This is a genomic window from Paenibacillus sp. Pae15 (assembly GCF_024519685.1).
Classification (GTDB): Bacteria; Bacillota; Bacilli; order Paenibacillales; family NBRC-103111; genus Paenibacillus_G; species Paenibacillus_G naphthalenovorans.
Genome location: NZ_JALJRM010000006.1, coordinates 108,175 through 134,855 on the forward strand (window position 1 = coordinate 108,175; position 26,681 = coordinate 134,855).

General features: G+C 51.5%; 28 protein-coding genes, 1 riboswitch and 1 other annotated feature. Of the genes, 26 read left to right on the forward strand and 2 right to left on the reverse strand.

All coding sequences use genetic code 11. From position 1 onward, the window contains the following. The first annotated feature begins 5 nt into the window (after positions 1-5). The 25 genes from NR121_RS07015 to NR121_RS07135 all read left to right on the forward strand — a co-directional run bounded on the left by NR121_RS07015 (position 6) and on the right by NR121_RS07135 (position 23,144). Positions 6-401: a stage V sporulation protein AB gene (locus tag NR121_RS07015; protein ID WP_062408908.1), complete on the forward strand. Its 396-nt coding sequence runs from the start codon at positions 6-8 to the stop codon at positions 399-401. A 29-nt stretch (positions 402-430) separates the two neighbouring features. Beyond that, on the forward strand, positions 431-2,191 hold the full coding sequence (locus NR121_RS07020) for a spore germination protein (protein WP_256831006.1): 1,761 nt from the start codon (positions 431-433) through the stop codon (positions 2,189-2,191). Between the two features lie 124 nt (positions 2,192-2,315). Continuing rightward, the gene (gene lysA, locus NR121_RS07025; RefSeq protein WP_062408907.1) at positions 2,316-3,647 is read left to right on the forward strand and encodes a diaminopimelate decarboxylase; all 1,332 of its coding nucleotides are present in this window, start codon (positions 2,316-2,318) and stop codon (positions 3,645-3,647) included. Between the two features lie 177 nt (positions 3,648-3,824). After that, positions 3,825-4,256, forward strand: a complete 432-nt coding sequence (locus tag NR121_RS07030) for a peptidylprolyl isomerase (RefSeq protein WP_074726793.1) — start codon at positions 3,825-3,827, stop codon at positions 4,254-4,256. A gap of 66 nt (positions 4,257-4,322) precedes the next feature. Further along, positions 4,323-4,502: riboswitch (FMN riboswitch) on the forward strand. Between the two features lie 277 nt (positions 4,503-4,779). Beyond that, on the forward strand, positions 4,780-5,922 hold the full coding sequence (ribD, locus tag NR121_RS07035) for a bifunctional diaminohydroxyphosphoribosylaminopyrimidine deaminase/5-amino-6-(5-phosphoribosylamino)uracil reductase RibD (RefSeq protein ID WP_256831046.1): 1,143 nt from the start codon (positions 4,780-4,782) through the stop codon (positions 5,920-5,922). A 3-nt stretch (positions 5,923-5,925) separates the two neighbouring features. Then, complete coding sequence (gene ribE / locus NR121_RS07040; protein WP_054819897.1) at positions 5,926-6,591, forward strand: riboflavin synthase; 666 nt, start codon at positions 5,926-5,928, stop codon at positions 6,589-6,591. A 40-nt stretch (positions 6,592-6,631) separates the two neighbouring features. Next, positions 6,632-7,852, forward strand: coding sequence for a bifunctional 3,4-dihydroxy-2-butanone-4-phosphate synthase/GTP cyclohydrolase II (locus NR121_RS07045; RefSeq protein WP_074726794.1), 1,221 nt, complete (start codon positions 6,632-6,634; stop codon positions 7,850-7,852). A 29-nt stretch (positions 7,853-7,881) separates the two neighbouring features. After that, complete coding sequence (gene ribH, locus NR121_RS07050; RefSeq protein WP_062408902.1) at positions 7,882-8,352, forward strand: 6,7-dimethyl-8-ribityllumazine synthase; 471 nt, start codon at positions 7,882-7,884, stop codon at positions 8,350-8,352. Between the two features lie 37 nt (positions 8,353-8,389). Then, complete coding sequence (locus tag NR121_RS07055; protein ID WP_062408901.1) at positions 8,390-9,175, forward strand: segregation and condensation protein A; 786 nt, start codon at positions 8,390-8,392, stop codon at positions 9,173-9,175. Continuing rightward, complete coding sequence (gene scpB / locus NR121_RS07060) at positions 9,144-9,758, forward strand: SMC-Scp complex subunit ScpB (protein ID WP_054819898.1); 615 nt, start codon at positions 9,144-9,146, stop codon at positions 9,756-9,758. The genes NR121_RS07055 and scpB overlap by 32 nt, the downstream gene beginning before the upstream one ends. A 129-nt stretch (positions 9,759-9,887) precedes the next feature. Continuing rightward, positions 9,888-10,580: a DUF2953 domain-containing protein gene (locus tag NR121_RS07065; protein ID WP_054819899.1), complete on the forward strand. Its 693-nt coding sequence runs from the start codon at positions 9,888-9,890 to the stop codon at positions 10,578-10,580. A 66-nt stretch (positions 10,581-10,646) separates the two neighbouring features. Further along, entirely contained in the window at positions 10,647-11,114 is a 468-nt protein-coding gene (ytfJ, locus tag NR121_RS07070; protein ID WP_054819900.1) for a GerW family sporulation protein, read from the forward strand. 185 nt (positions 11,115-11,299) lie between these two features. Then, complete coding sequence (locus tag NR121_RS07075) at positions 11,300-11,752, forward strand: DUF441 domain-containing protein (protein WP_054819901.1); 453 nt, start codon at positions 11,300-11,302, stop codon at positions 11,750-11,752. A 164-nt stretch (positions 11,753-11,916) separates the two neighbouring features. Beyond that, positions 11,917-12,849, forward strand: a complete 933-nt coding sequence (locus NR121_RS07080) for a manganese-dependent inorganic pyrophosphatase (RefSeq protein WP_062408900.1) — start codon at positions 11,917-11,919, stop codon at positions 12,847-12,849. 111 nt (positions 12,850-12,960) lie between these two features. Continuing rightward, positions 12,961-13,257, forward strand: a complete 297-nt coding sequence (locus NR121_RS07085) for a DUF6509 family protein (RefSeq protein WP_074726796.1) — start codon at positions 12,961-12,963, stop codon at positions 13,255-13,257. 206 nt (positions 13,258-13,463) lie between these two features. After that, entirely contained in the window at positions 13,464-14,636 is a 1,173-nt protein-coding gene (locus NR121_RS07090; RefSeq protein WP_062408898.1) for a D-alanyl-D-alanine carboxypeptidase family protein, read from the forward strand. A 22-nt stretch (positions 14,637-14,658) separates the two neighbouring features. Continuing rightward, positions 14,659-15,258: a nucleoside recognition domain-containing protein gene (locus NR121_RS07095; protein WP_054819902.1), complete on the forward strand. Its 600-nt coding sequence runs from the start codon at positions 14,659-14,661 to the stop codon at positions 15,256-15,258. A 6-nt stretch (positions 15,259-15,264) separates the two neighbouring features. Next, positions 15,265-15,798: a spore maturation protein gene (locus NR121_RS07100; protein ID WP_062408897.1), complete on the forward strand. Its 534-nt coding sequence runs from the start codon at positions 15,265-15,267 to the stop codon at positions 15,796-15,798. 75 nt (positions 15,799-15,873) lie between these two features. Then, complete coding sequence (locus tag NR121_RS07105; protein ID WP_062408896.1) at positions 15,874-16,215, forward strand: N-acetylmuramoyl-L-alanine amidase; 342 nt, start codon at positions 15,874-15,876, stop codon at positions 16,213-16,215. A 19-nt stretch (positions 16,216-16,234) separates the two neighbouring features. After that, positions 16,235-16,996 carry a pseudouridine synthase gene (locus NR121_RS07110; protein ID WP_062408895.1) on the forward strand — a complete coding sequence of 254 codons (762 nt, stop codon included), beginning with the start codon at positions 16,235-16,237 and terminating at the stop codon, positions 16,994-16,996. 67 nt (positions 16,997-17,063) lie between these two features. Continuing rightward, positions 17,064-17,582, forward strand: a complete 519-nt coding sequence (locus tag NR121_RS07115; RefSeq protein ID WP_062408894.1) for a redoxin domain-containing protein — start codon at positions 17,064-17,066, stop codon at positions 17,580-17,582. A 34-nt stretch (positions 17,583-17,616) separates the two neighbouring features. Next, complete coding sequence (resB, locus tag NR121_RS07120) at positions 17,617-19,293, forward strand: cytochrome c biogenesis protein ResB (protein ID WP_062408893.1); 1,677 nt, start codon at positions 17,617-17,619, stop codon at positions 19,291-19,293. After that, positions 19,290-20,537: a cytochrome c biogenesis protein CcsA gene (gene ccsA, locus NR121_RS07125; RefSeq protein ID WP_054819903.1), complete on the forward strand. Its 1,248-nt coding sequence runs from the start codon at positions 19,290-19,292 to the stop codon at positions 20,535-20,537. The genes resB and ccsA overlap by 4 nt, the downstream gene beginning before the upstream one ends. 41 nt (positions 20,538-20,578) lie before the next feature. Continuing rightward, complete coding sequence (locus NR121_RS07130; RefSeq protein ID WP_054819904.1) at positions 20,579-21,295, forward strand: response regulator transcription factor; 717 nt, start codon at positions 20,579-20,581, stop codon at positions 21,293-21,295. Position 21,296: 1 nt separating this feature from the next. After that, complete coding sequence (locus NR121_RS07135) at positions 21,297-23,144, forward strand: HAMP domain-containing sensor histidine kinase (RefSeq protein WP_256831013.1); 1,848 nt, start codon at positions 21,297-21,299, stop codon at positions 23,142-23,144. Between the two features lie 91 nt (positions 23,145-23,235). Here NR121_RS07135 and serA read toward each other — a convergent pair whose 3' ends face one another. Continuing rightward, the gene (gene serA, locus NR121_RS07140) at positions 23,236-24,819 is read right to left on the reverse strand and encodes a phosphoglycerate dehydrogenase (RefSeq protein WP_054819905.1); all 1,584 of its coding nucleotides are present in this window, start codon (positions 24,817-24,819) and stop codon (positions 23,236-23,238) included. Between the two features lie 76 nt (positions 24,820-24,895). Continuing rightward, positions 24,896-25,138 (reverse strand) — a binding site (T-box leader). 186 nt (positions 25,139-25,324) lie between these two features. Here serA and NR121_RS07145 point away from each other — a divergent pair. Then, positions 25,325-25,654, forward strand: coding sequence for a rhodanese-like domain-containing protein (locus tag NR121_RS07145; RefSeq protein WP_054819906.1), 330 nt, complete (start codon positions 25,325-25,327; stop codon positions 25,652-25,654). 76 nt (positions 25,655-25,730) lie between these two features. Here the strand turns inward: NR121_RS07145 and NR121_RS07150 are convergent, their stop codons facing one another. Further along, the gene (locus NR121_RS07150; protein ID WP_062408889.1) at positions 25,731-26,639 is read right to left on the reverse strand and encodes a hypothetical protein; all 909 of its coding nucleotides are present in this window, start codon (positions 26,637-26,639) and stop codon (positions 25,731-25,733) included. Positions 26,640-26,681 lie beyond the last annotated feature (42 nt).

Here is a 26,681-nt window from a genome sequence, read left to right on the forward strand (position 1 = left end):
TTCAGATGTTTATCGGGATCGGCGGCGGACTGGTGGTTGGCAGCGGTATGGTAGCGTTTCTGGTCGTGCTGGATGTCATCCCCCGATTGGCTCAAATTACCAGATCGTATAAAAACATCCGGTCTTATGAAATAGCCGTTATTTTTGGTTCGCTGTTTTTTACGCTGACCGATTTTTTTGAATGGACGTATTTTCTTTTTCCGATGGCTGCGGCAGGGTTCGGTCTGTTTGCCGGTATCTTTGTCGGAATGCTCGCGGCCGCGCTGACAGAAGTGATTAATGTGCTGCCGATTTTGGCCAAGCGGATCCGTATGGAGCCATTTATGATTTGGCTGCTGATGGCGATGATTTTCGGTAAAGTCATCGGGTCGCTAATCGATTGGCTGGGTGTGCTGAAGTGATCCTTATTCGTATCAAGGAGGATAAAGGGATGAAGCCGTATAAAAGAGCGAAGCTTTTGAGGGTCCGAACGGGTTCGGACCTTGAGAAGGAAGATAGGCAAAACGGAAAATCGGAGGAGAAGCTGGCTATAGACAGCGAGGGAAACATTATTGACAACTCCGAAACCGAATCGGAGATGCCGCAGCCTCACATCGAATCAGAAGCTTCATCCGGCGGCAGTCCTAAGGGAGAATCCGGCTCTTTTCATCAAGAATGGACATTGACTGAAGAAGAACGCGAGCTGATGAAGGATACATCCATTTCAAAGGATTTCGGGCGTTTAAAAAGGCAGCTGGAAGAGCAGGTGGGGTTGAATAAAAGCTTCGATGTGGTGTTCCGGGAAATGGTGTTTGGAGGTCAAAATACCGGCATATTTTATTACAACGGATTTGCCAAGGATACGGTGCTGACCGATATTCTGGTGCGTCTATCCTATGCGGATCAAAGGCATCAGGACGACGGGCACACAGCAGGCCAAGGCGATCAGGGCAAGGAACAGTCCGATGTGATCGCGCTTTTCGAGCAAGCGCTGATTCCCCATATTCAAGTGACGAAGACAAAGAAGCTGAAAGAAGCCATTGATCATGCGGCGATAGGCGGAACGGCTTTTTTCTTCGAAGGCTACGAGGAAGCGGTGCTGGTGGATGCCAAAAGCTTCCCTGTCCGCTCCACGGAGGAACCGGATCTGGAGCGGGTAGTGCGCGGGTCGCGGGACGGTTTTGTGGAAACGCTGCTGACGAACGTAACCCTGGTGCGCCGCAGAATTCGCGACCCCCGTTTGAAGCTGGAGATCACCCAAGCCGGTAAACGGACGCAGACCGATATCTGCATTGGGTATATTCAGGATATTTGCGATAAAAATTTGGTGGAAGCGGTTCGCGACAAAATTCAACAGGTCGATGTGGACGGGATGCCGTTGGCAGAGAAGCAGCTGGAAGAGGCCATCATTGGCAAAGGGTGGAATCCTTATCCTATGGTACGGTTCTCCGAGCGTCCGGATGTCGTCTCGGCGCATTTGCTGGAGGGACATTTGATTGTGTTCGTTGATACATCGCCTTCCGTCATGATCCTGCCGACGACATTTTTTCATCATGTCCAGCATGCGGAAGAGTACCGGCAAACCCCGCTGACCGGAACCTACCTGCGCTGGGTCCGTTTTTTCGGCATTGCCGCTTCACTTTTCCTGCTGCCGCTCTGGATGCTGATGGTGATCGCGCCGGAACTCAAGCCAGCGGGACTGGATTTCATCGGACCGCAGAAGGCGGGGAAAATTCCGCTGCTCGGCCAGTTCCTGATTGCCGAGTTCGGACTGGATTTAATGCGGATGGCAGCGATTCATACGCCTACTCCGCTGGCGACGGCGATGGGCTTGGTCGCGGCGATTTTGATCGGAGACGTGGCGGTGAAAAGCGGATTATTCGTCAATGAGGTGATTTTGTATCTTGCCGTGGCGGCTGTCGGTACCTTTGCCACACCGAGCTATGAGCTCAGCCTCGCGAACCGGTTGGCCCGGTTGGGTCTGCTGTTGGCGACAGCCGTCTTCAAGGTGCCCGGTCTTGTGATTGGCTCTACCTTGCTTGTCCTTATGCTGGCGCTCCAAAGATCTTATAACACGCCGTACTTATGGCCGTTTATACCGTTTAACGCCAAAGCGATGGCCGACATTATCATCAGACGCCCGTTTATGTCGATGAAAACCCGGTTAAGCATCACCAAGCCGACCGACAGGACGAGGCAGCCGCAGCGCTGACAGACCTGCCTTTAACAAACCTTACGGCTTTGCGCTTAAGGAAAGGTTTTGCTTATTGTCAGTCCGAGTCCATCTGTGTTACTTTAGAAGAAATGTCTAGTTAGGGAAGAGGGAATAACACACGATGTATTTACACGGCACAAGTAAAATCAATGACAATGGGCACCTTGAAATCGGTGGCTGCGATACAGTAGAATTGGCAAAGAAATTCGGCACCCCGCTTTATGTCATGGATGAAGCGCTGATTCGCCGGCGGTGCCGCGAATTTGTAGAGGCTTTTCGCCATTCGGGCCTCCGCTTCCAGGTAGCTTACGCCAGCAAAGCGTTCAGCGTCATGGCGATGTGCCGCATCGTGGAGGAAGAAGGCATGTCGCTGGACGTCGTGTCCGACGGCGAGCTGTACACTGCGCTGCAGGCAGGATTTCCGGCGGAGCGGATTCATTTCCACGGCAACAATAAGACGCCATACGAATTGGAGATGGCCGTCGATGCGAAGATCGGCTGCTTTGTCGTCGACAACTTCGTGGAGCTGCATATGCTTAATGCGATTGCAGCCGAGAAGAAACAAAAGGTGAACATCCTGCTTCGCATTACTCCGGGAGTCGATGCGCATACGCATGAATATATCTCAACGGGTCAAACGGATTCCAAATTCGGATTCGATTTGGAGAACGGCTCCGCTATGCAAGCGGTCAAAGAAGCATCGGACCTGTCTCATTTGATTCTGCTCGGCGTGCATTCCCATATCGGTTCGCAAATTTTCGAGGTGGGCGGATTCCGTTTGGCGGTGGACAAAGTGACGGACTTTGCCTTGAAGGTGCGTCAGGAGCTTGATGTGACGTTTAGCGTCATCAATCTGGGCGGCGGTTTTGGCATTCGCTATGTCGAGGGGGATACGCCCTTACCTGTGGCGGAATATGTCAAAGCGATCACGGATGCGGTCCGCGGCAATTTCGGGAACCACGCATATCCGCTTCCGGAAATTTGGATCGAGCCGGGGCGCAGCATTGTAGGCGATGCGGGAACGACTTTGTATACCGTCGGCACGTATAAGGACATCCCGGGCGTCCGCAAATATGTAGCGGTGGACGGCGGCATGACGGATAATCCGCGTCCTGCTTTGTACGAAGCGCAGTATGAAGCCATGCTTGCCAACCGCGCGCATGACCCGAATGAGGAAGTCGTCTCCATTGCAGGCAAATGCTGCGAAAGCGGAGATATGCTGATCTGGGATGTGAATCTGCCGAAGGTACGGACAGGTGATTTGCTTGCCGTAGCCTGCACCGGCGCATACAATTACGCGATGGCCAGCAATTATAACCGCATTCGCCGTCCGGCGGTCGTTTTTGTGAAAGACGGGCAAGCCGACGTGGTCGTTAAACGCGAGACGTTTGAGTATCTTGTGGGGAATGACGTCGTGCCTGAGCGGATGAAGCAGGTAACGAAAACAACATAATGGAAGAGACGCTCAGCTGACGGCTGGGCGTTTTGTTGTCATATTGAAACGGCACACGGATCTACCATTTGTGCGGAGCTGATTTTCATAGTAAAATAGTTGAGGACAACCTGGGATATTTGCTGAAGCATCATTTCCGGTTACATATATGACGAAAATAAGGAGATGTATATACCTATGGCAAAGCAAGCAACCATCAAAATGGCTGACGGAAACGAAATCGTACTGGAACTGTTCGACAAGGATGCTCCGAATACCGTAGCTAATTTCGAAAAGCTGGCAAACTCCGGTTTCTATAACGGCCTTGTATTCCACCGCGTCATTCCTGGATTTGTAGCTCAAGGAGGATGCCCTCATGGATCGGGAACCGGCGGCCCCGGATACACGATCAACTGCGAAATCAACCCGAACAAGCACGAGCGCGGTACGCTGGCTATGGCGCATGCAGGCCGCAACACCGGCGGAAGCCAATTCTATATTTGCTACCAGCCGCAGCCTCATCTGGACGGCCAGCACACGGTGTTTGGCAAAGTCGTAAAAGGCATGGAGCACGTCGATGCCTTCAAAGGCCGCGACAAAATGGAGTCCGTTCAGGTCACTGAAGTATAAATTATTGGAATCGGTATAGACAAAGTTTACTCCAAGCGTTATACTGGGTTTTAAAAATAACATAGCTGGAACCTTCGGGGCAGGGTGAAATTCCCAACCGGCGGTGATGACAAGCGGCGTTAGCTGCTTGACTCAGTCCGTGACCCGTGCGGCGGCCATGCGCCTTGTATTAGGCAGGCATCCGTTGCCGGTGGACTCGGTGAAATTCCGAGACCGACAGTATAGTCTGGATGGGAGAAGGGGAAGGCCAAGCAAGAGCAAATCTTGTCATTTGCATATGTGCGTAATTTCACAAGGAAGCTGCCGCGTCCGCCGGCTTGTCGATGTCTGACAAGCCGAAATGGTTTACCGGAGGTAACGGCGGTATCGGCGGTATCGGCGTCCTGTTCCTGTGCAATTCCACGGCATTCCCATACGTTAACAATCCCATGCCCCTTTTGTATTGCGAAAGGCGGCTTTTTTGCGTTGGCCGCAAAGTTTCGGCCAGCTGCATCATCAAGAGAATGGGGGGCGGATCATGACGATGCCTACGGGCGGTATTAACGATGAATTTTATATGCGGCTTGCCCTGCAGCTGGCCGCTTCCGCCTCGGGACAAACGGGCATTAATCCCGTCGTCGGCTGCGTGCTTGTCAAGGAAGGCCGAGTGGTCGGTATGGGCGCGCATTTGAAACGCGGTGAGGCGCATGCCGAAATTCATGCGCTGCAGATGGCCGGAAGGCAAGCGCAGGGCAGCACGGTTTATGTCACGCTCGAGCCCTGCAGTCATCACGGCAAGACGCCGCCGTGCAGTGACCGGCTCATCCGTGAAGGCGTAAAACGGGTCGTGATCGCGGCGACGGACCCGAACCCGCTGGTGGCGGGGAGCGGCATCGCGAAGCTTCGCGCGAGCGGCATTGAGGTGACGACGGGCGTGCTGGAGCGGGAGGCTGTGAAGCTGAATGAAGCGTTCAACAAGTTCATCGTCACCCGCCGGCCGTTCGTCACCGTCAAGAGCGCCAGCACGCTGGACGGCAAAATCGCCGCCAGAACAGGCGACAGCAAGTGGATTACGGGCGACGGTTCCCGCTCATACGTTCACACGCTGCGCCATCGTCATCAGGCGATTATGGTCGGCATCGGCACGGTACTGGCCGATGATCCGGCCTTGACGACCCGGCTCCCGGTGCCGGGTCTGAATCCCATCCGCGTCGTCGTCGACTCGACGCTGCGCATCCCGCGCGACGCACGGCTCGTGCGGGACGGCGAGGCGCCCACGGTCGTGCTGACGACCGAACGGGCGCCCCAAGCGCGCCGCCGCGAGCTCGAAACGCTCGGCGTCGAGGTCATCGACTGCGGCCCGGGGCCGGCAGTCGATCTACGCGCCGCCATGGAGCGGCTGGGCGAGCGCGAGATCGGCTCGCTGCTTGTCGAAGGCGGCGGCAAGCTGAGCGGCGCGCTGCTGGAAGCACGCCTTGTGGACAAATTGGTGCTCTTCTACGCACCAAAGATCATCGGCGGGGGAGCGGCAGCCCCGGGCAATTTCGATTTTCCCGGATTCGGGAGGATGCGGGAAGCTATAGCATTGGAGCGTCTGGAGGTTGAACGCTTCGATAACGACATCTGCATCTCCGGGTATCCCCGGTATGAAGCAGAGAGTGATACCGAAAATGAAAGCGGGGGGTAACGGATGTTTACAGGCATCATAGAAGAAATCGGTACGCTGCGTCACATGGCCAAGCAGGGGCAGGCCATGGTACTGACAATCGGGGCCAAACGGATTCTCGACGACGTTAAGCTCGGAGACAGCATTTCGGTGAACGGGGTATGTCTTACCGTCGTTTCGTTCGACGAGTCTGCCTTTACCGTGGATGTGATGCCCGAAACGTACCGTCGGACCAACCTGTCCCGGCTGTCAACCGGCGCTCCGGTCAACCTGGAACGCGCGATGCCGGCCAACGGACGCTTTGGCGGGCATATCGTCCAAGGACATGTAGATACAACCGGAGTCATTACAGGTAGAACCCCGGAAGAGAACGCGGTCGTTTTTCGTGTAGAGCCGCGTGACACGGGTATTCTAAAATATATTATTCCTCACGGCTCCATCACGATCGACGGCATCAGCCTCACGGTTGTCGAAGCGACGGAGAACTCGTTTACCGTATCGATCATACCGCACACGCTTAGCGAGACGGTCCTTCAGTACAAGAAACAAGGGGACGAGGTCAATCTGGAAGGCGATGTGCTGGGCAAGTACATGGAGAGGCTCATGACTTACCGCGGCGGAAGCGGCTCGGCGATTTCACCGAAGGCAAAGCTGACCGAAGCTTTTCTTGCGGAGAATGGCTTCATCTAAGGCAAAGATCATCGGGGATAGAAAAAAAGGAGTGAGAGCAATGGAAGAGCCAATCCGTTTTCATTCGATCGAAGAAGCGATTTACGATCTGATACTCGGCAAAGTCATTATCGTTGTGGATGACGAAGACCGCGAGAATGAAGGCGACTTCGTCGCTTTGGCCGAAAAGGCGACGCCCGAGGTCATCAACTTCATGATCAAAGAAGGCCGCGGTCTGGTATGCGTACCGATTACCGGGGAACGGGCCAAGGAGCTTGACCTGCCGCCGATGGTTTCGCGGAATACGGACTACCACGGCACCGCGTTTACGGTGTCCGTAGACCACATCGAAACGACGACAGGGATTTCGGCTTCGGAGCGTTCGCGGACAGTCATGGCGCTGATCGACAAGCGTACCAAGCCGCAAAGCTTCCGCCGGCCGGGGCATATTTTCCCGCTGATCGCCAAGAAAGGCGGAGTGCTGCGCCGTGCCGGCCATACCGAAGCGGCGGTAGATCTGGCCAACTTATGCGGAGCCTACCCGGCCGGGGTCATTTGTGAGGTGATCAAGGAAGACGGAGAGATGGCGAGGGTGCCTGATCTGATGGAAATCAGCCGGAAGCACGGCATCAAAATCATCACGATTCAAGATTTGATCAAATACCGTAATCATAAGGAAAAGCTTGTTCAGCGTGAAGTCGAAGTCAGGATGCCAACCGATTTCGGCGTCTTCCAAGCGATCGCTTATACGAATGTCGTGGATCAAAAGGAGCATGTGGCCTTGGTCAAGGGCAAGATTGACAGCGACCGCCCTACCTTGGTGCGTGTTCATTCCGAATGCCTGACCGGCGATGTATTTCATTCCCACCGCTGCGATTGCGGACCGCAGCTTGCCGCAGCCTTGAAGCAAATCGACGAGGCGGGCGCCGGGGTGCTCCTCTATATGCGTCAGGAGGGACGGGGCATCGGGCTGATCAACAAGCTGAAGGCTTACAAGCTGCAGGAGCAGGGATTCGATACAGTAGACGCGAACCTGAAGCTGGGTTTTGCGCCCGATTTGCGGGATTACGGCATCGGGGCGCAAATTTTGAAGGATCTTGGCGTGAGAAAAATCCGGCTGCTGACGAACAACCCCCGCAAAATTCGCGGGCTGGAAGGCTACGGTCTCGAAGTCATCGAACGGATACCTATCCAAATGGAAGAAAACGAAGACAACACGGTTTATTTGCACACGAAACAGGCCAAGCTTGGCCATCTGCTCGATTTTGGCGTGAAAAAATAATTTTGAACATGAAGGGATGTTAGAGCGTTATGGCGAAAATATACGAAGGACATTTGGTATCACAGGGATTAAAGTACGGTATTGTGGTTGGACGTTTCAATGAATTTATTACCAACAAGCTGCTGGGCGGCGCTCTGGACGCATTGAAGCGCCATGGCGTACAAGAAGATGAAATCGAAATCGCCTGGGTTCCGGGAGCTTTTGAAATTCCTTTGATCGCACAAAAAATGGCTGAAAGCGGCCGGTACGACGCCGTGATCACGTTAGGTGCCGTCATCCGCGGTTCAACTCCTCATTTTGATTATGTGTGCAACGAGGCGGCTAAAGGCGTCGCAGCGATCGCGCTCAAAACCGGCGTACCTACCATCTTCGGCGTTCTGACGACCGACTCGATTGAGCAGGCCGTGGAGCGTGCGGGAACCAAAGCCGGCAACAAAGGCTGGGAAGCGGCCGCTAGCGCGATAGAAATGGCCAACTTGGCCAAGCAATTCTCAAAATAAACGTTGAAGGCATGACTTAAGGGGGAACGAACGGAAAGTGAAAGTCACGGTAAAACTTGAAACCTTTGAGGGCCCCCTTGATTTGCTGCTCCATTTGATTGATAAGGCGGAAGTCGACATTTACGACATTCCAATCAAAGACATTACGGATCAATACATGGAATATTTGGACGCCATGCAGGAGCTTGAGCTTGAAGTGACGAGCGAGTTTCTCGTCATGGCGGCCACCTTGTTGTCGATTAAAAGCAAAATGCTGCTGCCCAAGCCGCCTGTTGTGGACCTGGAATTTGACGACTATATGATGGATGAGGATTACGATCCAAGGGCGGAACTTGTTGCAAAGCTGATTGAATACCGCAAATATAAAGCGATAGCCGATCATTTACGGGATAAAGAAGTGGAACGCAGTCTGATTTTTACGCGGGAGCCCGAGGACTTAACTCCATACGTCTCTACAGTCATTGAAAATCCGGTGAAGGGACTTCATGTTGCCGATCTGGTTCATGCGTTTCGCAAAGCGCTGCGCCGCATGCACAGCCGGCAAGCCATCGCCAAAATCCGTAAAGACGAAATTTCCGTCAAGGACCGGATGCTTGAGGTGCTCGAAGCGCTGGAGAGCCAGGGAGGCAAAGTGCTTTTCTCCAGACTTTTGCAAGAGGATACGACAAGGGAAGCGGTAGTGGTGACGTTTTTGGCAATGCTGGAGCTGATGAAGATCAAACGGATTATTTGCTTTCAGCACCGGCTTTTTGACGACATTGTGATACAGGCAAGAGAGGATGGAACGGCGAATGGACTTTGGACAGATGAAATCAGTTATTGAAGGCTTGCTGTTTGTGGCGGGAGATGAAGGGCTTGATGCCAAGCAGTTGTCTGAGGTGCTGGAGCAGGACGCCAATTTTATCCGCGAGATGATATTGGATTTGCAGTCGGACATGAAGAGGCAGGGCAGAGGCCTTCAGATCGTCGAGCTTGCCGGGACCTACCAGCTGGCGACGCTGCCCGAACACGCACCTTATTTTGAACGTCTGGCTTATTCGCCATCCCGATCATCTTTATCGCAAGCCGCACTGGAAACGCTCGCCATAGTTGCCTACAGACAGCCGATTACCCGTATTGATATTGAGGAAATTCGCGGGGTGAAATCGGACCGTGCGCTGCAAACGCTGGTTGCCAAGGATTTGATCCAGGAAGTAGACCGCGCTGACGCACCCGGACGGCCGATATTATATGGAACCACCAAATCGTTTCTGGATTATTTTGGATTGGCCTCGCTTGCCGATTTGCCGGAAACAACGATGTTCGAGAACGAGGATAATCTGGAAGAAGAAACGCGGCTTCTGTTTGAGAAGCTGGATGGAAAGCAAATGACGATCGACGAGATTGATCCGGCGGATCAAATCTGACATGTATGTTTCGCCTAAGCAGGGCTATACTAACTCCTGAGGAAAAAGAAGCGGCAAGCTTCTTGTCATTCAGGGGTTTTCTTAATGTTTTCGGGACGATGGCTTACCTGCAGGAAGGGGTTGCTTGATATGTTTTGGGCTTGGGCCGCCGGGATGATCGGCGCGCTGATCGTTCTCTTGGCACTAAGCCAGGTTCGGATCCGGATAACGTTTACCCATCAAGATAAAAATGATGAAATTTTATTGAATCTCCGCGCTCTCTTCGGCCTTGTGCAGGTGAATTACTATGTTCCGACGATTCGCTTCAAAAACTGGGCGGAGGGATTTGAACTGCACACGGCTCAAGTGAATGTGACGGCCGACAGGCTTATGAAGGACCAGAAGAAGCAGATTAATCTGGAGAAAATGAAGGAAGCCTATGAAAAAGTACAGGTCCTGCTTCAGCATTGCTTTCATTTTCAAGAATGGTTATCCGGAACGATGCGCCGAATCCATTGTACGCAGTTCAATTGGAGGACCTCTGTCGGCATCGGGGATGCCCCCGAGACGGCATTACTGGTGGGGAGCATCTGGGGGATCAAATCCATGATCCTCAGATTTCTGTTCCGTTTTATCCAATTGGATACCCAGCCCCAACTTCAGGTTATGCCGGCTTTCAACCAAAAGCTGTTTGTGATCGAAGGAGCGTGCATCCTGCAAATTCGACTGGTATATCTGGTTAGTGCCGGCTTACGGCTTCTGTTGCGCATCCTTAAAGTCAAAGGTGGCCTTAAGGTATGGCGGAACGTTCTGCTTCCTGCCGGAAGCTCGGGATCTACATAATCATACCTCTTAAAGGACACGATATAAGTGTTTAGGTCAAGTCATCTTTCAAGGAGGTATATTTTCATGAGCGAACATCCGATTCAAGGTTTAATGAAAACATCAATGGAAAATATTAAGGCTATGGTCGATGTGAATACGATTGTCGGCGACCCTGTGGAGACCCCTGACGGCAGCGTAATTATGCCTATATCCCGAGTGGCATTTGGCTTTGCTGCAGGCGGCAGTGATTACAATGTTGAAGATGGCAGCAGTGTTAGCCGCAACGATGCGCATAACGCATCCGTCGCATTGCCCTTCGGCGGCGGCAGCGGCGGCGGGGTATCCATTACGCCAATCGCTTTCTTGGTCGTAGGCAAGAACGGCGTGAAAATTTTGCCGCTGGATAACCAGACGCATCTGGTGGAACGGCTGATCGACTCGGCTCCGCACGTGGTCGACCGGCTTCAATCGATGATCAAGGCGAATTCCAAAAAGGATGCAGGAGAAACATCTACGGTAACCTCTGTCGAGAATGAGAATTACATCGTGTAACATTCTTCAGATGAATATTACTTCATCCCTTTCTTGGAACACGATGGCTTTAACCCATAAGAAGCTGCTCCCGCGACCGGGGCAGCTTTACTGTTTTCTTGATTCGGTTGCTCTTTGCCGAGGATTTCTTTATATTTACTTAGGAGTCATTTTCATGCGATTTATAGAAGAAGGGAGATGCCAAAATGCATCAACTCGATATGCCTTCGTTAATTCTGCTGCTTTTTGCAGCACTCGGCATTCTATCCAGCAATACCTCCATTACCGTCGCCATGGTTGTCCTGCTTCTCTTGAGAGCGCTCAACCTTCATCAGGCATTTCCGTTTCTGGAAAAGCACGGACTTACTTTGGGGATTATTATCTTGACGATCGGCATCATGACGCCGGTCGCCAGCGGGAAACTGACGCTTCAAGCGCTAGCGCAGAATTTTCTGCATTGGAAGTCGCTGCTTGCCGTTGCCGTCGGGATCCTCGTCGCTTATCTGGGCGGTCGTGGGGCTTCCCTGATGCTGAATCAGCCTGCGATCACAACAGGATTATTAACTGGTACCATTCTGGGTGTAGCGCTATTCAAGGGGGTTCCTGTGGGCCCGCTGATTGCCGCCGGCATTTTATCCCTTATGATCGGGAGAATGTAATCTGGCTGCAGTTCGTGCATACATATTCCATGGCTATTGAAAGGTTTAAGTATTCCTACTAAAATAATAGGAGTTAGAAGGATATTATGATATAATCTTGATTGTGAATATCGTTCTAAGGTATACTTTTCTCGCTAATAAAAAAAGAATAAGGGAGTAAGATCATGGAAAAAGTACTTATCTTCGGGCATAAAAATCCGGATACGGATTCCATTTGTTCTGCCATTGCGTATGCTGATTTGAAAACCAAATTGGGTCAAAATGTGGAACCCGTCCGTTTGGGCGAGATCAATGGGGAAACGCAGCATGCATTGAAACAATTCAATGTTGAGGCGCCTCGTCTGGTTGAGACCGTAGCCAATGAAGTAAAAAGCGTCATTTTGGTCGATCACAATGAACGCCAGCAAAGTGCGACGGACATCGATCAGGTTCGCGTGGCAGAGGTGATCGACCACCACCGTATCGCGAATTTTGAAACCAGCGGTCCTTTGTATTACCGTGCCGAACCGGTCGGCTGCACAGCGACGATTCTCAAAAAATTGTATAAAGAAAACGGGATCTCCATTGATAAACCTATTGCAGGCTTGATGTTATCCGCTATTATTTCCGATTCGCTTCTATTCAAATCGCCGACTTGCACGGAGGAAGATGTGGCTGCGGCACGTGAGCTGGCTGAAATCGCCGGCGTGAATGCCGAGAGCTACGGTTTGGAAATGCTCAAAGCCGGTGCTGATTTGAGCGACAAAACAATCAGCCAACTGATCTCCCTGGATTCTAAGGAATTCCAAATGGGAGGCTCCAAGGTTGAAATCGCTCAAGTTAACGCTGTTGATACGAACGATGTTCTTTCTCGCCAAGCGGAGCTGGAAGCGGCTCTTTCGCAAATCATTTCGGAAAAAGGCTTGGATTTGTTCCTTTTCGTTGTAACGGATATTTTAAATAACGATTCCATTGCTTTGGCCCTCGGCAATAAGGCGAATGCCGTAGAGCAAGCGTACAATGTAAAGCTGGTTGATAATAAAGCCGTTCTTAAAGGCGTAGTATCACGTAAATCGCAAATCGTACCTGTGCTGACCGACATTTTTAACAAAAACTGAATCATCCGCGTTGGATAGATTCCAAGTAAGAAAGGCTGCCGGCCGTTGGGTCCGGCAGCCTTTGTCCGATGATAAAGCGGCAATCGCCAATGTTGAGAAGGGAATGACAGCATGTTGACCATTATCGGCCATAAAGTCGAATGGATCAAAGACCCCTTCGGCATCTTGTCCGGAGAGCGGTATGAGTTTTTGCTTGATGTCGAGGTTTCTGAGGATGATGAGCTATACTCAGAGAACGGTTTATATATTAGGGTCATTTATCGTGTGGACGAAAATAAAACCAATCTCGTGAAATACGAAATTTTCGAAAAAACGACAGAACGGTATCTGGAGTTCGATCTGGAAGAAGATGAAGAACAAACGGTAGACGCTTATTGTAAAGAGCACCTGCCCAAGGCCGTGAAATAAATCTATAAAAAAGATGAGTATATCCGTTCCGGATGTATTCATCTTTTTTTAATGAAAGTATCTGATTCGCCCGGTCGGCCTGATTCGGTCAAGCCATACATAACCTTGTCCTGAATGCATATATATGTACAAGATGAGAAGGAATGGGCCTGCCCTTAGGTGGCGGCGGCTTCGTTTCCAAAGGATGGCTTGCGGGAGGATTTAGGATGAGAAAAGGATGTCTGCTGCTACTTGCTTTACTACTCGTTTGTACGGGAGGCTTGCTGCCTGCAGAGGTCCAGGCGGCGCCCGGCGTATCCACCAGCGCAGAAAGCGCGGCGCTGATCGATGTCACCTCAGGGCGGCTTCTGTTCAGCGTCCAAGGGGATAAGCCGATGAGAATCGCCAGTCTGACCAAGATCATGACTGCAATAGTGGCGATTGAACACGGGAAACTGAGCGATATGGCGAAGGTCGGCAAGAATGCGTTCGGAACCGAAGGATCTTCTATTTATTTAAGGCTGGATGAAGAAATGAGCTTGAAGGACCTTTTGTATGGACTGATGCTTCGATCCGGCAATGACGCAGCGATGACGATCGCCGAGCATGTCGGCGGCAGCGTAGAGGGCTTCGCCTTTTTAATGAATGAGAAGGCGCGGATGATCGGGATGACGAATTCCAGCTTCAAAAATCCTTCCGGGCTCGATGCGGAAGGGCATTATTCCACGGCGAACGATATGGCCAGGCTGACGGCCTACGCGCTCAAAAATCCGGTCTTCCAGGAAATCGTCAAAACGAAAGTGAAAAAAGTGCCTAATCCGAATGAATCCTGGGACTATTCCTGGGTCAATAAAAATAAGATGCTATCGCTGTATGAAGGCGCTGACGGGGTCAAAACCGGATATACCAAGCTTGCCAAACGATGTCTTGTCTCCTCAGCAACCAGAGGAGGGCAGCAGCTCGCTGCGGTGACGTTGAACGATCCGAACGATTGGATCGATCACGCCAGACTCCTGGATTACGGCTTCAAGCATTACCCCCTTGTCCCCTTCATCCGTTCAGGAGAACCCGTGTTAGGCACAGACCTCGCAGCCGGCGGATCGTTCAGCTACCCGGCGGAAGAAGCAGAACGGAGCCGGTTTACGCGGCAATTGGTGATGAATGACGCCGGATCAACGGCATACAGGCTTGGTGAAGCGGGGCATCTGCAGTTCCTGCTGGACGGCAAACCGATCGGTTCCGTTCCTTTGTACGCAAAGGACAGTCCCCGTCTTCATTTGAATGACCGTTCTTCCTTTTCCCTCACGGAAATGGAAATGTTGAATGAAGCGCGCGCCAGAGAATGGCTGTATATTCTTCAGGCATTATCCCGTGTGCTCTTTACCGGTCAAGTCAAGTAAACGGGAAGGAGAGCGAACGTTCATGGTCAATTACATCTGGTTGTTTTTTATGGTAGCCGGCTTTATTGTAGCGGCTTTTCAAGGAAGAATCGATCTGGTGACGGAAGCGGTTTTCGACGGTGCCAAGAGCGGCGTAACTGTATGCTTCGGATTGATCAGCATTATGGTGTTCTGGCTAGGCATGATGCGGATCGCCGAGGACGCCGGACTGCTGCAGAAAATGTCCAGGCTGCTGAGCCCCGTAGTCCGTTCTTTATTCCCGGGGGTCCCCCGGAATCATCCGGCGCTCGGATATATCATGTCGAATATGAGCGCCAACATCTTTGGTTTGGGCAATGCCGCCACACCGATGGGAATTAAGGCGATGCAGGAGCTGCAGAAGCTGAATCCGAACAAGGATATTGCGAGTCCGGCGATGTGCACGCTGCTTGCGCTGAATACCGCCAGTATTACGTTGATTCCTACGACGCTGATCGCCATCCGCATGAGCTACAATTCGGCCAATCCGGCGGAAATCGTCGGAACCACACTTTTGGCTACCTTCATCTCCACCGCGGCCGCCATTATGGTTGACCGCTGGTATCGGAGCAAGAGCTCGCCGCTCGGATCGGGGAAAGGATGATGGCACGTGTATGATTTGGTCAATTTAATTTCCTCATGGGCCATCCCCGTCATTATCGTCTTCATTCCGCTTTATGCGGCTTATCGTAAAGTGCCCGTCTACGAATCGTTCGTAGACGGAGCCAAGGACGGGTTTGATACGGCTATCCGCATTATCCCTCATCTGGTCGGGATGATGGTTGCCATCAGCGTGTTTCGCGCCTCCGGGGCTATGGATCTGTTTACCGGATGGCTGAAGCCGATCTGCGAAGCGATCGGTCTGCCTACCGAGGTCGTTCCCCTCGCTTTTCTGAGACCGATTACCGGCGCCGGTTCACTTGCCTTCACTACGGACCTGATCTCGCAGTTTGGCCCCGACTCCTTGGTAGGACGCATCGCATCGACCATTCAGGGCAGCACCGATACAACACTTTATGTGATTACCGTGTATTTCGGGGCGATCGGCATCCGCAAGGCCAGCTACGCCTTGAAGGTGGGTCTGATCTCCGACGCCGTCGGGTTTATCGCTTCCGTCGTTATCTGCTACCTCGTATTCGTTTGATGGCAAGTCCCGCATGGAACCCCTCCGCTATCCGCACATATACTGTAAGCAGTCAACCCGGAAGAGGTGAGCTGCGTGCAGTTTTACGGAATTATCGTTCATCATTCCGTCTGTCCCGCTATAAACGGAAAAGGGTATGATTTCTTTATTGCCAAAAGCGGCGCCATCATCCCTTCTTCCGAACAAACCGACCCTCTGTACATCCACATTTGCCTCGAAGGTGATTTCTCCGTGCTTCCTATAGAGTACAACACAGAAGAGAAGGAACAGTTGTTTTTGCTGAACAAATTGATTCAAAAGCTCTCCGATTCATACAAGTTTCACCCGGCCGACATATTTCCGCATACGAATTCGTGTCCGGGCCGCTTTTTTCCGTGGTCTCAACTTGTGATTTCGCCTGAGGATAGGTATCATTAGCTTGAGGTGAATCGACAAAATGGAACGTTTGCAAAAAGTATTGGCCGAAGCGGGTGTGGCCTCCCGTCGAAAATGCGAGGAGTTGATTACCGCCGGACGCGTGGAAGTCAATGATCAGGTAGTCACTACCCTGGGCGTCAAGGTTGATCCGTCCCAGGATTTTATTAAAGTGGACGGGCGTCCGATCCGGCGACAAGCGAAGGTATATGTGATCTTTAACAAGCCCAAGGGCGTCATTACCAGCGCCAAGGACCCGGAGGGCCGCAAAACGGTTACCGAATTTTTCAAAAACATGAAAGAGCGCATTTATCCGATCGGTCGGCTCGATTATGATACCGAGGGACTGCTTTTGCTGACCAACGATGGCGATTTTGCCCATCTGCTTACGCATCCGAAGCATCATGTGCCGCGCACCTATCTGGCAACGGTCAAAGGGATCCCGCATGGAACACAATTGGACAAGCTGAGAAACGGCATCGAGCTGGACGACGGCATGACCTCGCCGGCTGAGGTAGAATATCAGGACGTGGATATGGACAAGAAGGAAGCGGTCATCAAAATTACCATATATGAAGGACGCAACCGGCAGGTACGGCGCATGTTCGATGCCATTCATCATCCGATCATTAAGCTGAAGCGGGTTCAGTTCGGCCCCCTTCAGCTTTCCGGCCTGCCCAGGGGCAAATTCCGTCATTTGACCCCTCAGGAAGTGGAAGAATTGAGGAATGAAGCGCTCTCGGCAGGCGGCGGCAAGACACATAAAATTCAAAAAGGCGAATAATCGTTTATGACATTTTTCGCTATAATGAAAAAAGGATTTACATCCAATGGTTTGAAGGTGAGTGATCATGGGAAAGCATAGACAATGGATCCAAATCACTATTTTTGCCGTGATCGTGGTAATCGGCGCGTTGACCCTCGCAAGCCAGCTGTACTCCGGCGACAAAAAGCCGACCCAAGGGGCTCCGGCTCCCAATTTCAAGCTGCTTGGACTTGATGGGAATACCTATGAGCTGTCCGATTTTAAGGGGAAGGCGGTTGTCGTTAATTTTTGGGGGACATTCTGCGAGCCGTGCCGCAACGAGATGCCTGCTTTGGAACGGCAGCATGCCAAATGGGGAGATCAGCTGGTCGTGCTCGGGCTGAATTTGGATGAACCGAAAGTAGCCGTAGAAAATTTCATTCAGCAATACAAGGTGACGTTCCCTATCCTGATGGACAAAAACGAAGAAATTCGTAAACGTTACGGGGTGTCGCAGTATCCGACGACCTTTTTTGTCGGACCTGACGGCATTGTCAAACACATCCGCATCGGTGAAATGGATGAACCCTTTATCGAACAAACGGTTTCAGCCATGCTGAAGTAACTTAGAGAAAATCAGATGTAACCAAGGAGGTCACATGATTCACAATACAAAATGCGAATGCGGGCATCAGAATCATGTCGGCACGGTTCTGTGCGAATCCTGCGGCAAGCCTCTGACGGATGATGGCGGCGACGAGCCGCTTGAGATGCGGTATGACGGGGTGGCAAGACGTTCCCAGCGGACCAATCCCGGTGTGCTTGACCGGGTGTGGAGTTTTTTTTCCTCGGTCAAAGTTGCCATCTGGCTGATTATCATCACATTGATCGGCGCCTCGCTCGGCACCATTTACCCGCAAGAGAACACGTTCTTGAATATCGATCCGTCGGTATATTACAAGGAGACGTACGGAACCATCGGCCACATTTATTATTTGCTGGGGCTGACGCACACCTTTGAATCATGGTGGTTTATCACGCTTTTGTTTATGATCGGCACCTCCCTTGTCGTGTGCAGTCTGGACAGGGTTCTGCCGCTGTATCGTGCACTCAGCAAGCAGCAGATCCGAAAGCACACCAGTTTCATCACGAGACAGAAGGTATCCTACGTCGGAGAGATTCCGGGAGCGGAGCTCGGAGAGAAGGCGTCGCTGGAATGGACGGAGAAGGCCGCCGGGCTGCTGCGCAAGCGGCGATACCGTGTATATACCGACGGTACGGCCTTGCTGGCCGAGAAAAACCGGTTCAGCCGCTGGGGGCCTTATATTAATCATATCGGTCTCATTATTTTTCTGGCGGCTGTACTGATGCGGAGTATTCCCGGATGGCATATGGACCAGCATCTGGCTTTTCCTGAAGGACAGCTGGTCAAAATACCGGATACGCCTTATTATCTGAAAAACGAAAAATTTACGCTGGAATTATACACAGAAGAAGAAATGTCAGAGGATTTCCGTGAAAAAGGTCAGATCGTACCCAAGGTTTACAAAACGGAGGCTGTATTGTACAAATGTACGGCGGATTGCGATGATCCGGTGAAGGAACCGGTTCTTACGGAGGTGCATCGTCATGACATCCAGGTCAATGAGCCTCTGATGTATGAAGGGCTCATGGCCTTTCAATTCGACTTCAAAATGTCACCGATGCTGCTATCCGTCAAGCCATCGCTAAAAAACAAGCAAACCGGCGAAAACTACGGCAGCTTCGACATCTCGATGAAGAAGCCTGCAGAAAGCTATAAGGCCGGCCCTTACGAGCTGAAATTAAAAGCTTATTTTCCGGATTTTGGAATGGACAACAAGGGAATGCCGCTGACGAAATCCAACGATCCGGTCAAGCCGGCATTCGTTTTTGAGATCAAGGGACCGGGATTGAAGCCGGAAGGCGAGCCTTATATGTACTTCCCTCGGCAGGTAGATAAGGTGAACTTCCGTCAGGATGAAATTAACGGCGCTTTAGCGGACAAGCTGGAGCTATCCGTAGGGTCTATGGACGATGTCCAAATATCGGAGTATATCAGTTTCTTGAATATTAGAGTGGATCGTGCCATGCCGTTCATATGGGTCGGAGCGGCGATCTCCATGATCGGTCTGGTGATGGGATTTTATTGGCACCACCGCCGGGTGTGGCTGCGCATTGATAACGGGCGGCTGGCGCTCGGGGCGCACACGAACAAAAATTGGTACGGGATTCGTAAAGAGGTGGCGCAGGTCCTGCAAAAATCGGGAATCGACATCGATCCCAAAATATTGGAAAGAAAGGAGGTCCAAACGTGAGCAGTACTTTCTTGTTCGTTGCTTTTATCATATATTGTATAGCCATGATCGGTTTTGTCATCGGCATCACGGGGCAAAAATCGGTGCGGGTGACGGATCCGGAAAACTATGGCCGGCGTTGGGGCAAGATTGGCATTGGCTTGACGATTTTCGGTTTCTTGTTCCATGTGACCTTCTTCTTCACCCGTTGGATAGAGGCGGGACATATCCCGACCAGCAATATGTTTGAATTTATGACGTTCCTCGGCATGATGATTGTTCTTGCGTTTATTGTGTTATATTTGATTTATCGGGCTCAAGCACTCGGCGTCTTCGCCCTGCCTGTAGCCATCATTATGATTGGCTATGCGTCGGTATTTCCGCAGGAAATTCAGCCTTTGATTCCTGCACTTCAGAGCTACTGGCTCAAAATTCACGTGACCACCGCTGCTTTGGGCGAGGCCTTCTTTGCCGTTGGCTTCGCGGCCGGTATCATGTACCTGCTGCAAAGCGTCAACTTTGAAGGAACGAGCCGCAGCGAGCGGTGGGAGCAACGCGGCGTCGAATTCACCCTGTTCACCCTGATTATGATTGTGGCTTTCGTCGTATCCGTATTCAGCTTTAAAGCGGCGGGATACGAAGCGGTCTTTACGCATCAAGAGAAGATATTGGACCAGAATAAAGTGGAACAGGTGGTCACGAATCGGGTCGAATATGTGCTTCCGCCGATCGTCAAGCCTTACCAGAGCGAGCTGGTGGAAATGAAGCCGTTTCTGGGCATGACGCAGCCGCTGTTCGAGGCGCCTTCTTGGATGGAGGGAGCGAACGCCGGCAGGAAGCTGAATACGGTGATCTGGTCGATTTTGCTTGGGATCGTACTCTATTCTCTGCTCCGGCGGATTGCAAGAAAGCCGCTTGGCCGGGCTCTGCAGCCGTTGATGAAAGGGATTGACCCGGACGATGTCGATGAAATCAGTTACCGTTCGATTGCCATAGGCTATCCTATTTTTACGCTGGGCGCATTAATTTTTGCCATGATTTGGGCGGAAAAAGCCTGGGGGCGCTTCTGGGGCTGGGATCCCAAAGAAGTGTGGGCGCTCATCGTGTGGCTCTTTTATGCTGCGTACCTGCATTTTCGGCTGTCCCGCGGCTGGCAGGGCAAGAAATCGGCATGGCTTTCGGTTATCGGCTTTCTCGTCGTGATGTTTACGCTTATTGGCGTCAATCTGGTTATTGCCGGGCTGCACTCCTACTCCGGTACGTAGCGGCGCCATATCTTTTACATCTGAAGAAAAGAGGGATATCCATGACAGACACAAATACGCGTATTTTGGTTGTGGATGATGAAGAACGGATCCGCCGGCTCTTGCGGATGTATCTGGAGAAAGAGAATTACCATATCGATGAAGCGGAGGACGGGGAGACGGCGCTTCGGAAAGCTCTCGAAACGGACTACGACTTGATATTGCTCGACATCATGCTTCCGGGCATTGACGGTAATGAAGTGTGCGCACGGCTGCGTCAAGTTAAATCGACGCCCATCATCATGCTGACGGCGAAAGGGGAAGAAACCAATCGCGTACAAGGCTTCGAATCCGGGGCTGACGATTATGTCGTTAAGCCGTTCAGTCCGCGCGAGGTGATCTATCGCGTGAAGGCCATATTAAGGCGTTCCTCGGTTACCGCTTATTTGTCCAAGGAAGTCAATTCCAGCAACAATATCGTATTTCCTAACCTGGTGATCGAGCATGATGCGCATCGGGTGACGGCCGGCGGACAGGAGGTTGCCTTGACTCCGAAAGAATATGAGCTGCTTCATTATTTGGCCGTATCGCCGGATAAGGTATTCTCCAGGGAAGAGCTTCTGAAGGATGTTTGGAATTACGAGTTTTTCGGTGATCTGCGGACCGTTGATACGCATGTAAAACGTTTGCGCGAAAAGCTGAATAAAGTATCGCCGGAAGCGGCCTCCATGATTACAACCGTGTGGGGCGTGGGCTATAAGCTTGAGGTGCCGAAGTAACGTGTTTATCTTCAAAAGCGTCGTAGGCAAACTGTGGATCACGATTATCGGGCTGGTCGTTGTCGTACTGCTTACGCTCAGCCTTTTTTTATTCCGTTTTATAGAAACCTCATTCCCTAAATCGAAGGACCAGGCGGAAACGCTGAGCAAATTGGCGGTGAAGGTGGCCAGTGAGATTTCTTTGCACCAGGAAGAGCGGCGTTACTTGCAGGTCGTTAATGAGCTGTTAAGCGCTCAGGATACCAGCGTCATCATCGTTACTACGGATTTTAGACAGATTCAGGCGCCGGTCGGTCAACCCGATCATCGGGAAATACGCTATGATGATTTTTTTCTGAATTCGGATCTGCAGAAAGTATTTGCGGGTGAGATTAAGGACAACCGCCTTAGAAATAGCGGCATGCCGAATACACAGCTGGAGAATCAATATACGGCCGTTGCCGTGCCGTTCATGAATAAGGAACAATCGCAGGTGGCCGGAGCGCTGATTCTGTATCAGATTACCCAGTCCTCGGAAGAGACGCAGGCTTATGTGAAAAAGCTTTTTGTGGTGGTTGGGGTTGCCGGCTTTTTAATGACCACCTTTTTCGCCTTTTTCCTTCTTACCCGTATTACCCAACCGATACAGCAGCTTAAGAAGGCGGCGGATCTGATCTCTAAGGGAGAATACGGCACTCGTGTGCCGATTACATCTACGGACGAGATCGGAGAGCTGGCTCAAACGTTCAACCACATGGGCGGGCAGCTTTCCGATACGATTAAAGCGCTCAACCATGAGAAGGAGCATTTGTCCAGCGTCCTGCGAAGCATGACCGATGCCGTCATCACTTTTGATGCGGCCGGGCGTGTCATACTGACGAATCCCCAAGGGGAGAAAATTATTCAGGAATGGAATCAGATCCAGTGGTCGGATGAAAAGCCTGCCCTGACCGGCGGGCAAGCGGGCAGTGGTTCGATGAGCACCATTCCCGAGCCGCTCAGGCCGCTCTTTGAATCCGTGATTTCAGAAGCGAAAGAACTGACCTCCAAGGTTCATGTCAGAAGTGATGTATGGTCCGTCGTCATGGCGCCCTTGTACTCCCAAGATATCGTACGCGGTGTCGTTGCCGTGATGCGCAACGTCACGGAGGAGTTTCGTCTGGAGAAGCTGCGAACGGATTTCGTGGCCAACGTGTCCCATGAGCTGCGGACGCCGCTGTCTATGATGCAGGGATACAGTGAGGCGCTCATCGATGATATCGCGGCCACGCCGGAGGAACGGAAAGAATTGGCGCAGGTCATTCATGACGAATCCCTTCGGATGGGCAGACTGGTCAGGGATTTGCTCGATCTGGCCAAGATGGAGACGGGGAATATGGAGCTTCATTTCCGGGAACTGGACGTGTTGGCTTTCCTCAGGCGGATACACCGGAAATTTGCGGGGCTGTCTAAAGAACGGGGCATCGCGATAAGCTGTACGCTGCCGGATAAACCGCTGCTGCTTTGTCAAGCGGACGAGGATCGCCTTGAGCAGGTTATGACGAATCTGCTGGATAATGCGCTTAGGCATACACCTGCAGGGGCTCAAATCGAAATCAGAGCGTCGGAAGAGCGTTACAAAGGTGAACATGCCATTCTGATCGAAGTCTCGGATCAAGGCTATGGCATACCGGCGGAGGATATTCCTTATATTTTCGAACGTTTCTATAAGGCGGATAAAGCCCGTACCAGGGGAACCAACGGAGGAACCGGCCTTGGTCTTGCAATTGTCAAAAATATCATCGAAGCTCATCATGGAACCATTCAGGTGAAAAGTCAAACCGGACAGGGAACGACATTTTCTATCAAGCTTCCCTGCAAAGGTGTGTAAAACCAAACAAAAGCCTCCGATTCGTCATCGGAGGCTTTATTTTATTTGTTGAATCGTCCAACTTTTTCTTGTTGTTCGTGAAACAACCGGATTACAGGGTCAGTTCGATAACGTCAGTAAGTTCAGGAAGCTGAGACAGCTGCACAATAACGTCCTTAGGCGTCGGTTTGTCGGTTGTCAGCACCATGATCGCCTGGCCGCCAATGACCTTGCGGCCTACCTGCATGGTTGCGATATTCACATCATTGCTGCCCAAAAGGGTACCTACTTTACCGATAATCCCCGGACGGTCATTGTGGGAGATCAGCAGAAGGTTACCGGATGGAGCGATGTCGACCGGGTATTGATCGATCTGCACGATGCGTTCACCATAACCCGCAAGCAAAGTACCGGCGAGCAAGTGCTGCTGCTGCTTGGTCTTGAGCGTAACGGAGACCAGGTTGGTAAACGTCGGCGAAGCCGAGGACTGCTGTACGATCACTTTGACGTCCCTCGTTTTGGCCAAATGCATGGCGTTAACGATATTGACTCCTTCAAGCTGGTTCGACAATATGCCTTTGACGATATGCCGGGTGAGCGGGGACGTATCGACGTCGACCAAATCGCCGGCGTAGTTCACGACGATTTCGCTGACCGGCCCGTCGACGGTTTGGCCGAGGAACAAGCCGAGCTTCTCGCCCAAGTTGAAGTAAGGCTGCAGTGCGTTCAGAACGTTAGCCGGTACCGTAGGCATGTTGACCGCATTTTTGAACGGCTGCTCGCGCAAAATATGCAGCACTTCTTCGGATACGTCGACGGCGACGTTCTCCTGGGCTTCAACGGTGGAAGCGCCAAGATGCGGAGTAACAATAATTTTCGGATGGTTCAGGAATGGATGATCCGGGGCAGGCGGCTCCTGTTCGAATACGTCGAAGGCAGCGCCGGCCACGATACCGGAATCAATCGCCTCGACAAGAGCCTGCTCATCGATGATCCCGCCGCGGGCGCAGTTGATAATGCGAACCCCTTTTTTCATCGTTTCAAACTGAGGACGGCTGATCATATGGCGGGTTTCATTGGTAAGCGGAGTATGCACCGTAATGAAATCCGCTTTGGCGCAAATGTCGTTTACCGTTCCCAGTTTCACCCCGATTTTCTCGGCACGTTCTTCTGTCAGGAACGGATCGTAACCGATCACCTGCATACCGAAAGCTTTCGCGCGTTTGGCTACCTCGCTGCCGATTCGGCCCATGCCGAGAACTCCGAGCACCTTATTGCGCAGTTCGACGCCAACGAACGTTTTGCGGTCCCATTCTCCGCCAACCGTTTTCTTGTATGCCTGCGGGATGGAACGCGCAATAGCCATCATCATAGCGAACGTCAATTCACATGTGGCAATGGTGTTGCCGTCCGGGGCATTGATGACCACGATCCCGCGCTTGGTCGCGGCTTCCAGATCGATGTTATCCACGCCCACACCGGCGCGTCCGACGACCTTCAGCTTGGTACCGGCAGACATGATGCGCTCGGTCACCTTGGTTGCACTGCGCACCAACAGGGCGTCATACTCGCCGATGATGGCTGCGAGTTCGTCCTCGGACAAGCCGTTCTTTTTCTCTACCTCTACATCCGGTGCCTCGTACAGCATTTGAATCCCCATGTCGCTGATTCCGTCCATGACTAATACTTTAAACATTTCATAACCCTCCATTAGTATAAAAATAACATTGGAGCATCAAAAAAAGCCCCCCACCCCGACACGACTAGCGTATACAAGGGACGAGGAGCTGGCTCTCGTGGTACCACCCTAATTCACTGTGCGCTCGCGCGAACAGCCTCTTGTGGTCTGCCGAATTCACAGACCCGGAAGGGTAACGGCTTCCGGCCGGCTGCAGCTACTTCAAGTTCGATGCAGCAACTCAGGAGTGCTCCGCATATTGAAATTCGTCCGGTTCGCACCAACCACCGGCTCTCTGAACGTTTCGTCATATGCTTGGCTCCGTCATGGCTTTATTGCAAGTGAAATTTTTCATTAGATTAACACGACCGTTTCGGCCTTGTCAATAGGTGTCGAACTGAAATTAAAATACGAAATCTTTGTGAATATTTTTTTCCTGGATTTCTATTCCCGTTCGTTTGGACGGAGCGGTCAAACATGCTAAGATAGAGGTTGAAATGAGCAGTGATGCAAGGAGGAACTCATGGAATATCCTTTTGATCGAGTGGGGCCGGAAGACTTCAAGCGAAAGCTGGAGAACGGGGAATTATCAGATTCCCTTATTATTGACGTAAGAGAGCCGTACGAATGGGAGTATTATCGCTGGGATGAGCTGGTTCTTATGCCGATGAATTCCATTCCGGAGAGACTGGGGGAGCTTCCCAAGGATAAACCCATCTATGTCGTGTGCGCCCATGGCGTACGAAGTGCCAATGTCAGCTATTATTTGAAGCAGCAGGGGTTTGATCAAGTGGTCAATGTGGATGGAGGAATGGCTGCGTTGGCTGCGCTGCGCGGGTTTCAGTACGATTAAACCTTTTCCTTGTATAAGCAAAAATAAGTACCCGACAGGGTACTTATTTTTGCGGTACGACCGATAAGGCATAGGGTTAATTGGTGAAGAAAGGAAGCTGGGGCAGCGTCTCATTCGCATATCTGTTTTTGCCCCGGAGGAAATCGCCCGGTCTGACTGCGTTTGTTGCGATCAGAACATCAACGATGCCCTCAATTTCCTGCAAATTCAAATTCTTGGCTTGTCCGGAAGCAAGCATTTCATCGATCCGGGCGGTTAAATCCTGCGGTGTGAACGCTTTGAATAACTTGGAAGTCATCATCATTTGAGCTATGTATTCGTTTTTCATATTCAGGCCAAGACGGCTCCAATCGTTGATGGATACCGGTTTGGTTACGTCAATCGGTTTGAACTGTTCATTCACCGTTTGATTCCATTTGACGATCGATTCGTAGTATTCTTTTTCGGCCCGCAGCGCATAATTTTTCGCTTCCTCAAGGTAAGCGTCTTTATCCAGCTGGGAGACAAGCTCGGTACCGGGTACCGCATTGGCCTTGGATTGGTATCCGCCGAGCGCTTCATTGAACAGTTTTAAGCTTCTCATATAGTTCATATGCGCCTCTTTGAGAAGAGGCGAGGAATCGGGCATCGATTTAGCGCCCAGTCCGTCGTAAGTTTCTTTCGCCAGCTTGGCGAGTTCCTTCAGGATCAGGGAAGCGTCCGCCGGACTGTTGGTTTGCAGCTCTTCCATTTTGTCGAACCATCTTTTATGAAATTCCCTGTATGGCTGATAAATGGTATGATAGAAAGACACCAGATACTGTTGGTGGTAAGCGGCAAAACCCTTTTCCGCTTCGTTTTTCTCGGCGAGCATTTTTTCATATTTTACCGCGGTCCGCTCTTGTCCCATCTTCAAGCCGAAGAAAAATGCTCCAAGTGCCACGACAAGCATAAAGATAAAAGTGACGGCGAATAGGTAATCCGTTCGGGTCAACCGTTTGTCCATGTGGTGAACACCTCTGATTCTGTTGTATGCTGATAGTATAGG

Excerpts from the sequence above, each read along its gene's own strand:
- NR121_RS07020 (WP_256831006.1), top strand. The coding sequence starts at position 431 with ATGAAGCCGTATAAAAGAGCGAAGCTTTTGAGGGTCCGAACGGGTTCG.
- NR121_RS07065 (WP_054819899.1), top strand. The coding sequence starts at position 9,888 with ATGTTTTGGGCTTGGGCCGCCGGGATGATCGGCGCGCTGATCGTTCTC.
- NR121_RS07080 (WP_062408900.1), top strand. The coding sequence starts at position 11,917 with ATGGAAAAAGTACTTATCTTCGGGCATAAAAATCCGGATACGGATTCC.
- NR121_RS07095 (WP_054819902.1), top strand. The coding sequence starts at position 14,659 with ATGGTCAATTACATCTGGTTGTTTTTTATGGTAGCCGGCTTTATTGTA.
- NR121_RS07030 (WP_074726793.1), top strand. The coding sequence starts at position 3,825 with ATGGCAAAGCAAGCAACCATCAAAATGGCTGACGGAAACGAAATCGTA.
- ribD (WP_256831046.1), top strand. The coding sequence starts at position 4,780 with ATGCCTACGGGCGGTATTAACGATGAATTTTATATGCGGCTTGCCCTG.
- NR121_RS07130 (WP_054819904.1), top strand. The coding sequence starts at position 20,579 with ATGACAGACACAAATACGCGTATTTTGGTTGTGGATGATGAAGAACGG.
- NR121_RS07015 (WP_062408908.1), top strand. The coding sequence starts at position 6 with ATGTTTATCGGGATCGGCGGCGGACTGGTGGTTGGCAGCGGTATGGTA.
- ytfJ (WP_054819900.1), top strand. The coding sequence starts at position 10,647 with ATGAGCGAACATCCGATTCAAGGTTTAATGAAAACATCAATGGAAAAT.
- NR121_RS07150 (WP_062408889.1), bottom strand. The coding sequence starts at position 26,639 with ATGGACAAACGGTTGACCCGAACGGATTACCTATTCGCCGTCACTTTT.
- NR121_RS07090 (WP_062408898.1), top strand. The coding sequence starts at position 13,464 with ATGAGAAAAGGATGTCTGCTGCTACTTGCTTTACTACTCGTTTGTACG.
- NR121_RS07110 (WP_062408895.1), top strand. The coding sequence starts at position 16,235 with ATGGAACGTTTGCAAAAAGTATTGGCCGAAGCGGGTGTGGCCTCCCGT.
- ribE (WP_054819897.1), top strand. The coding sequence starts at position 5,926 with ATGTTTACAGGCATCATAGAAGAAATCGGTACGCTGCGTCACATGGCC.
- scpB (WP_054819898.1), top strand. The coding sequence starts at position 9,144 with ATGGACTTTGGACAGATGAAATCAGTTATTGAAGGCTTGCTGTTTGTG.
- ribH (WP_062408902.1), top strand. The coding sequence starts at position 7,882 with ATGGCGAAAATATACGAAGGACATTTGGTATCACAGGGATTAAAGTAC.
- NR121_RS07045 (WP_074726794.1), top strand. The coding sequence starts at position 6,632 with ATGGAAGAGCCAATCCGTTTTCATTCGATCGAAGAAGCGATTTACGAT.
- resB (WP_062408893.1), top strand. The coding sequence starts at position 17,617 with ATGATTCACAATACAAAATGCGAATGCGGGCATCAGAATCATGTCGGC.
- NR121_RS07085 (WP_074726796.1), top strand. The coding sequence starts at position 12,961 with ATGTTGACCATTATCGGCCATAAAGTCGAATGGATCAAAGACCCCTTC.
- lysA (WP_062408907.1), top strand. The coding sequence starts at position 2,316 with ATGTATTTACACGGCACAAGTAAAATCAATGACAATGGGCACCTTGAA.
- NR121_RS07075 (WP_054819901.1), top strand. The coding sequence starts at position 11,300 with ATGCATCAACTCGATATGCCTTCGTTAATTCTGCTGCTTTTTGCAGCA.
- NR121_RS07115 (WP_062408894.1), top strand. The coding sequence starts at position 17,064 with ATGGGAAAGCATAGACAATGGATCCAAATCACTATTTTTGCCGTGATC.
- NR121_RS07145 (WP_054819906.1), top strand. The coding sequence starts at position 25,325 with ATGGAATATCCTTTTGATCGAGTGGGGCCGGAAGACTTCAAGCGAAAG.
- serA (WP_054819905.1), bottom strand. The coding sequence starts at position 24,819 with ATGTTTAAAGTATTAGTCATGGACGGAATCAGCGACATGGGGATTCAA.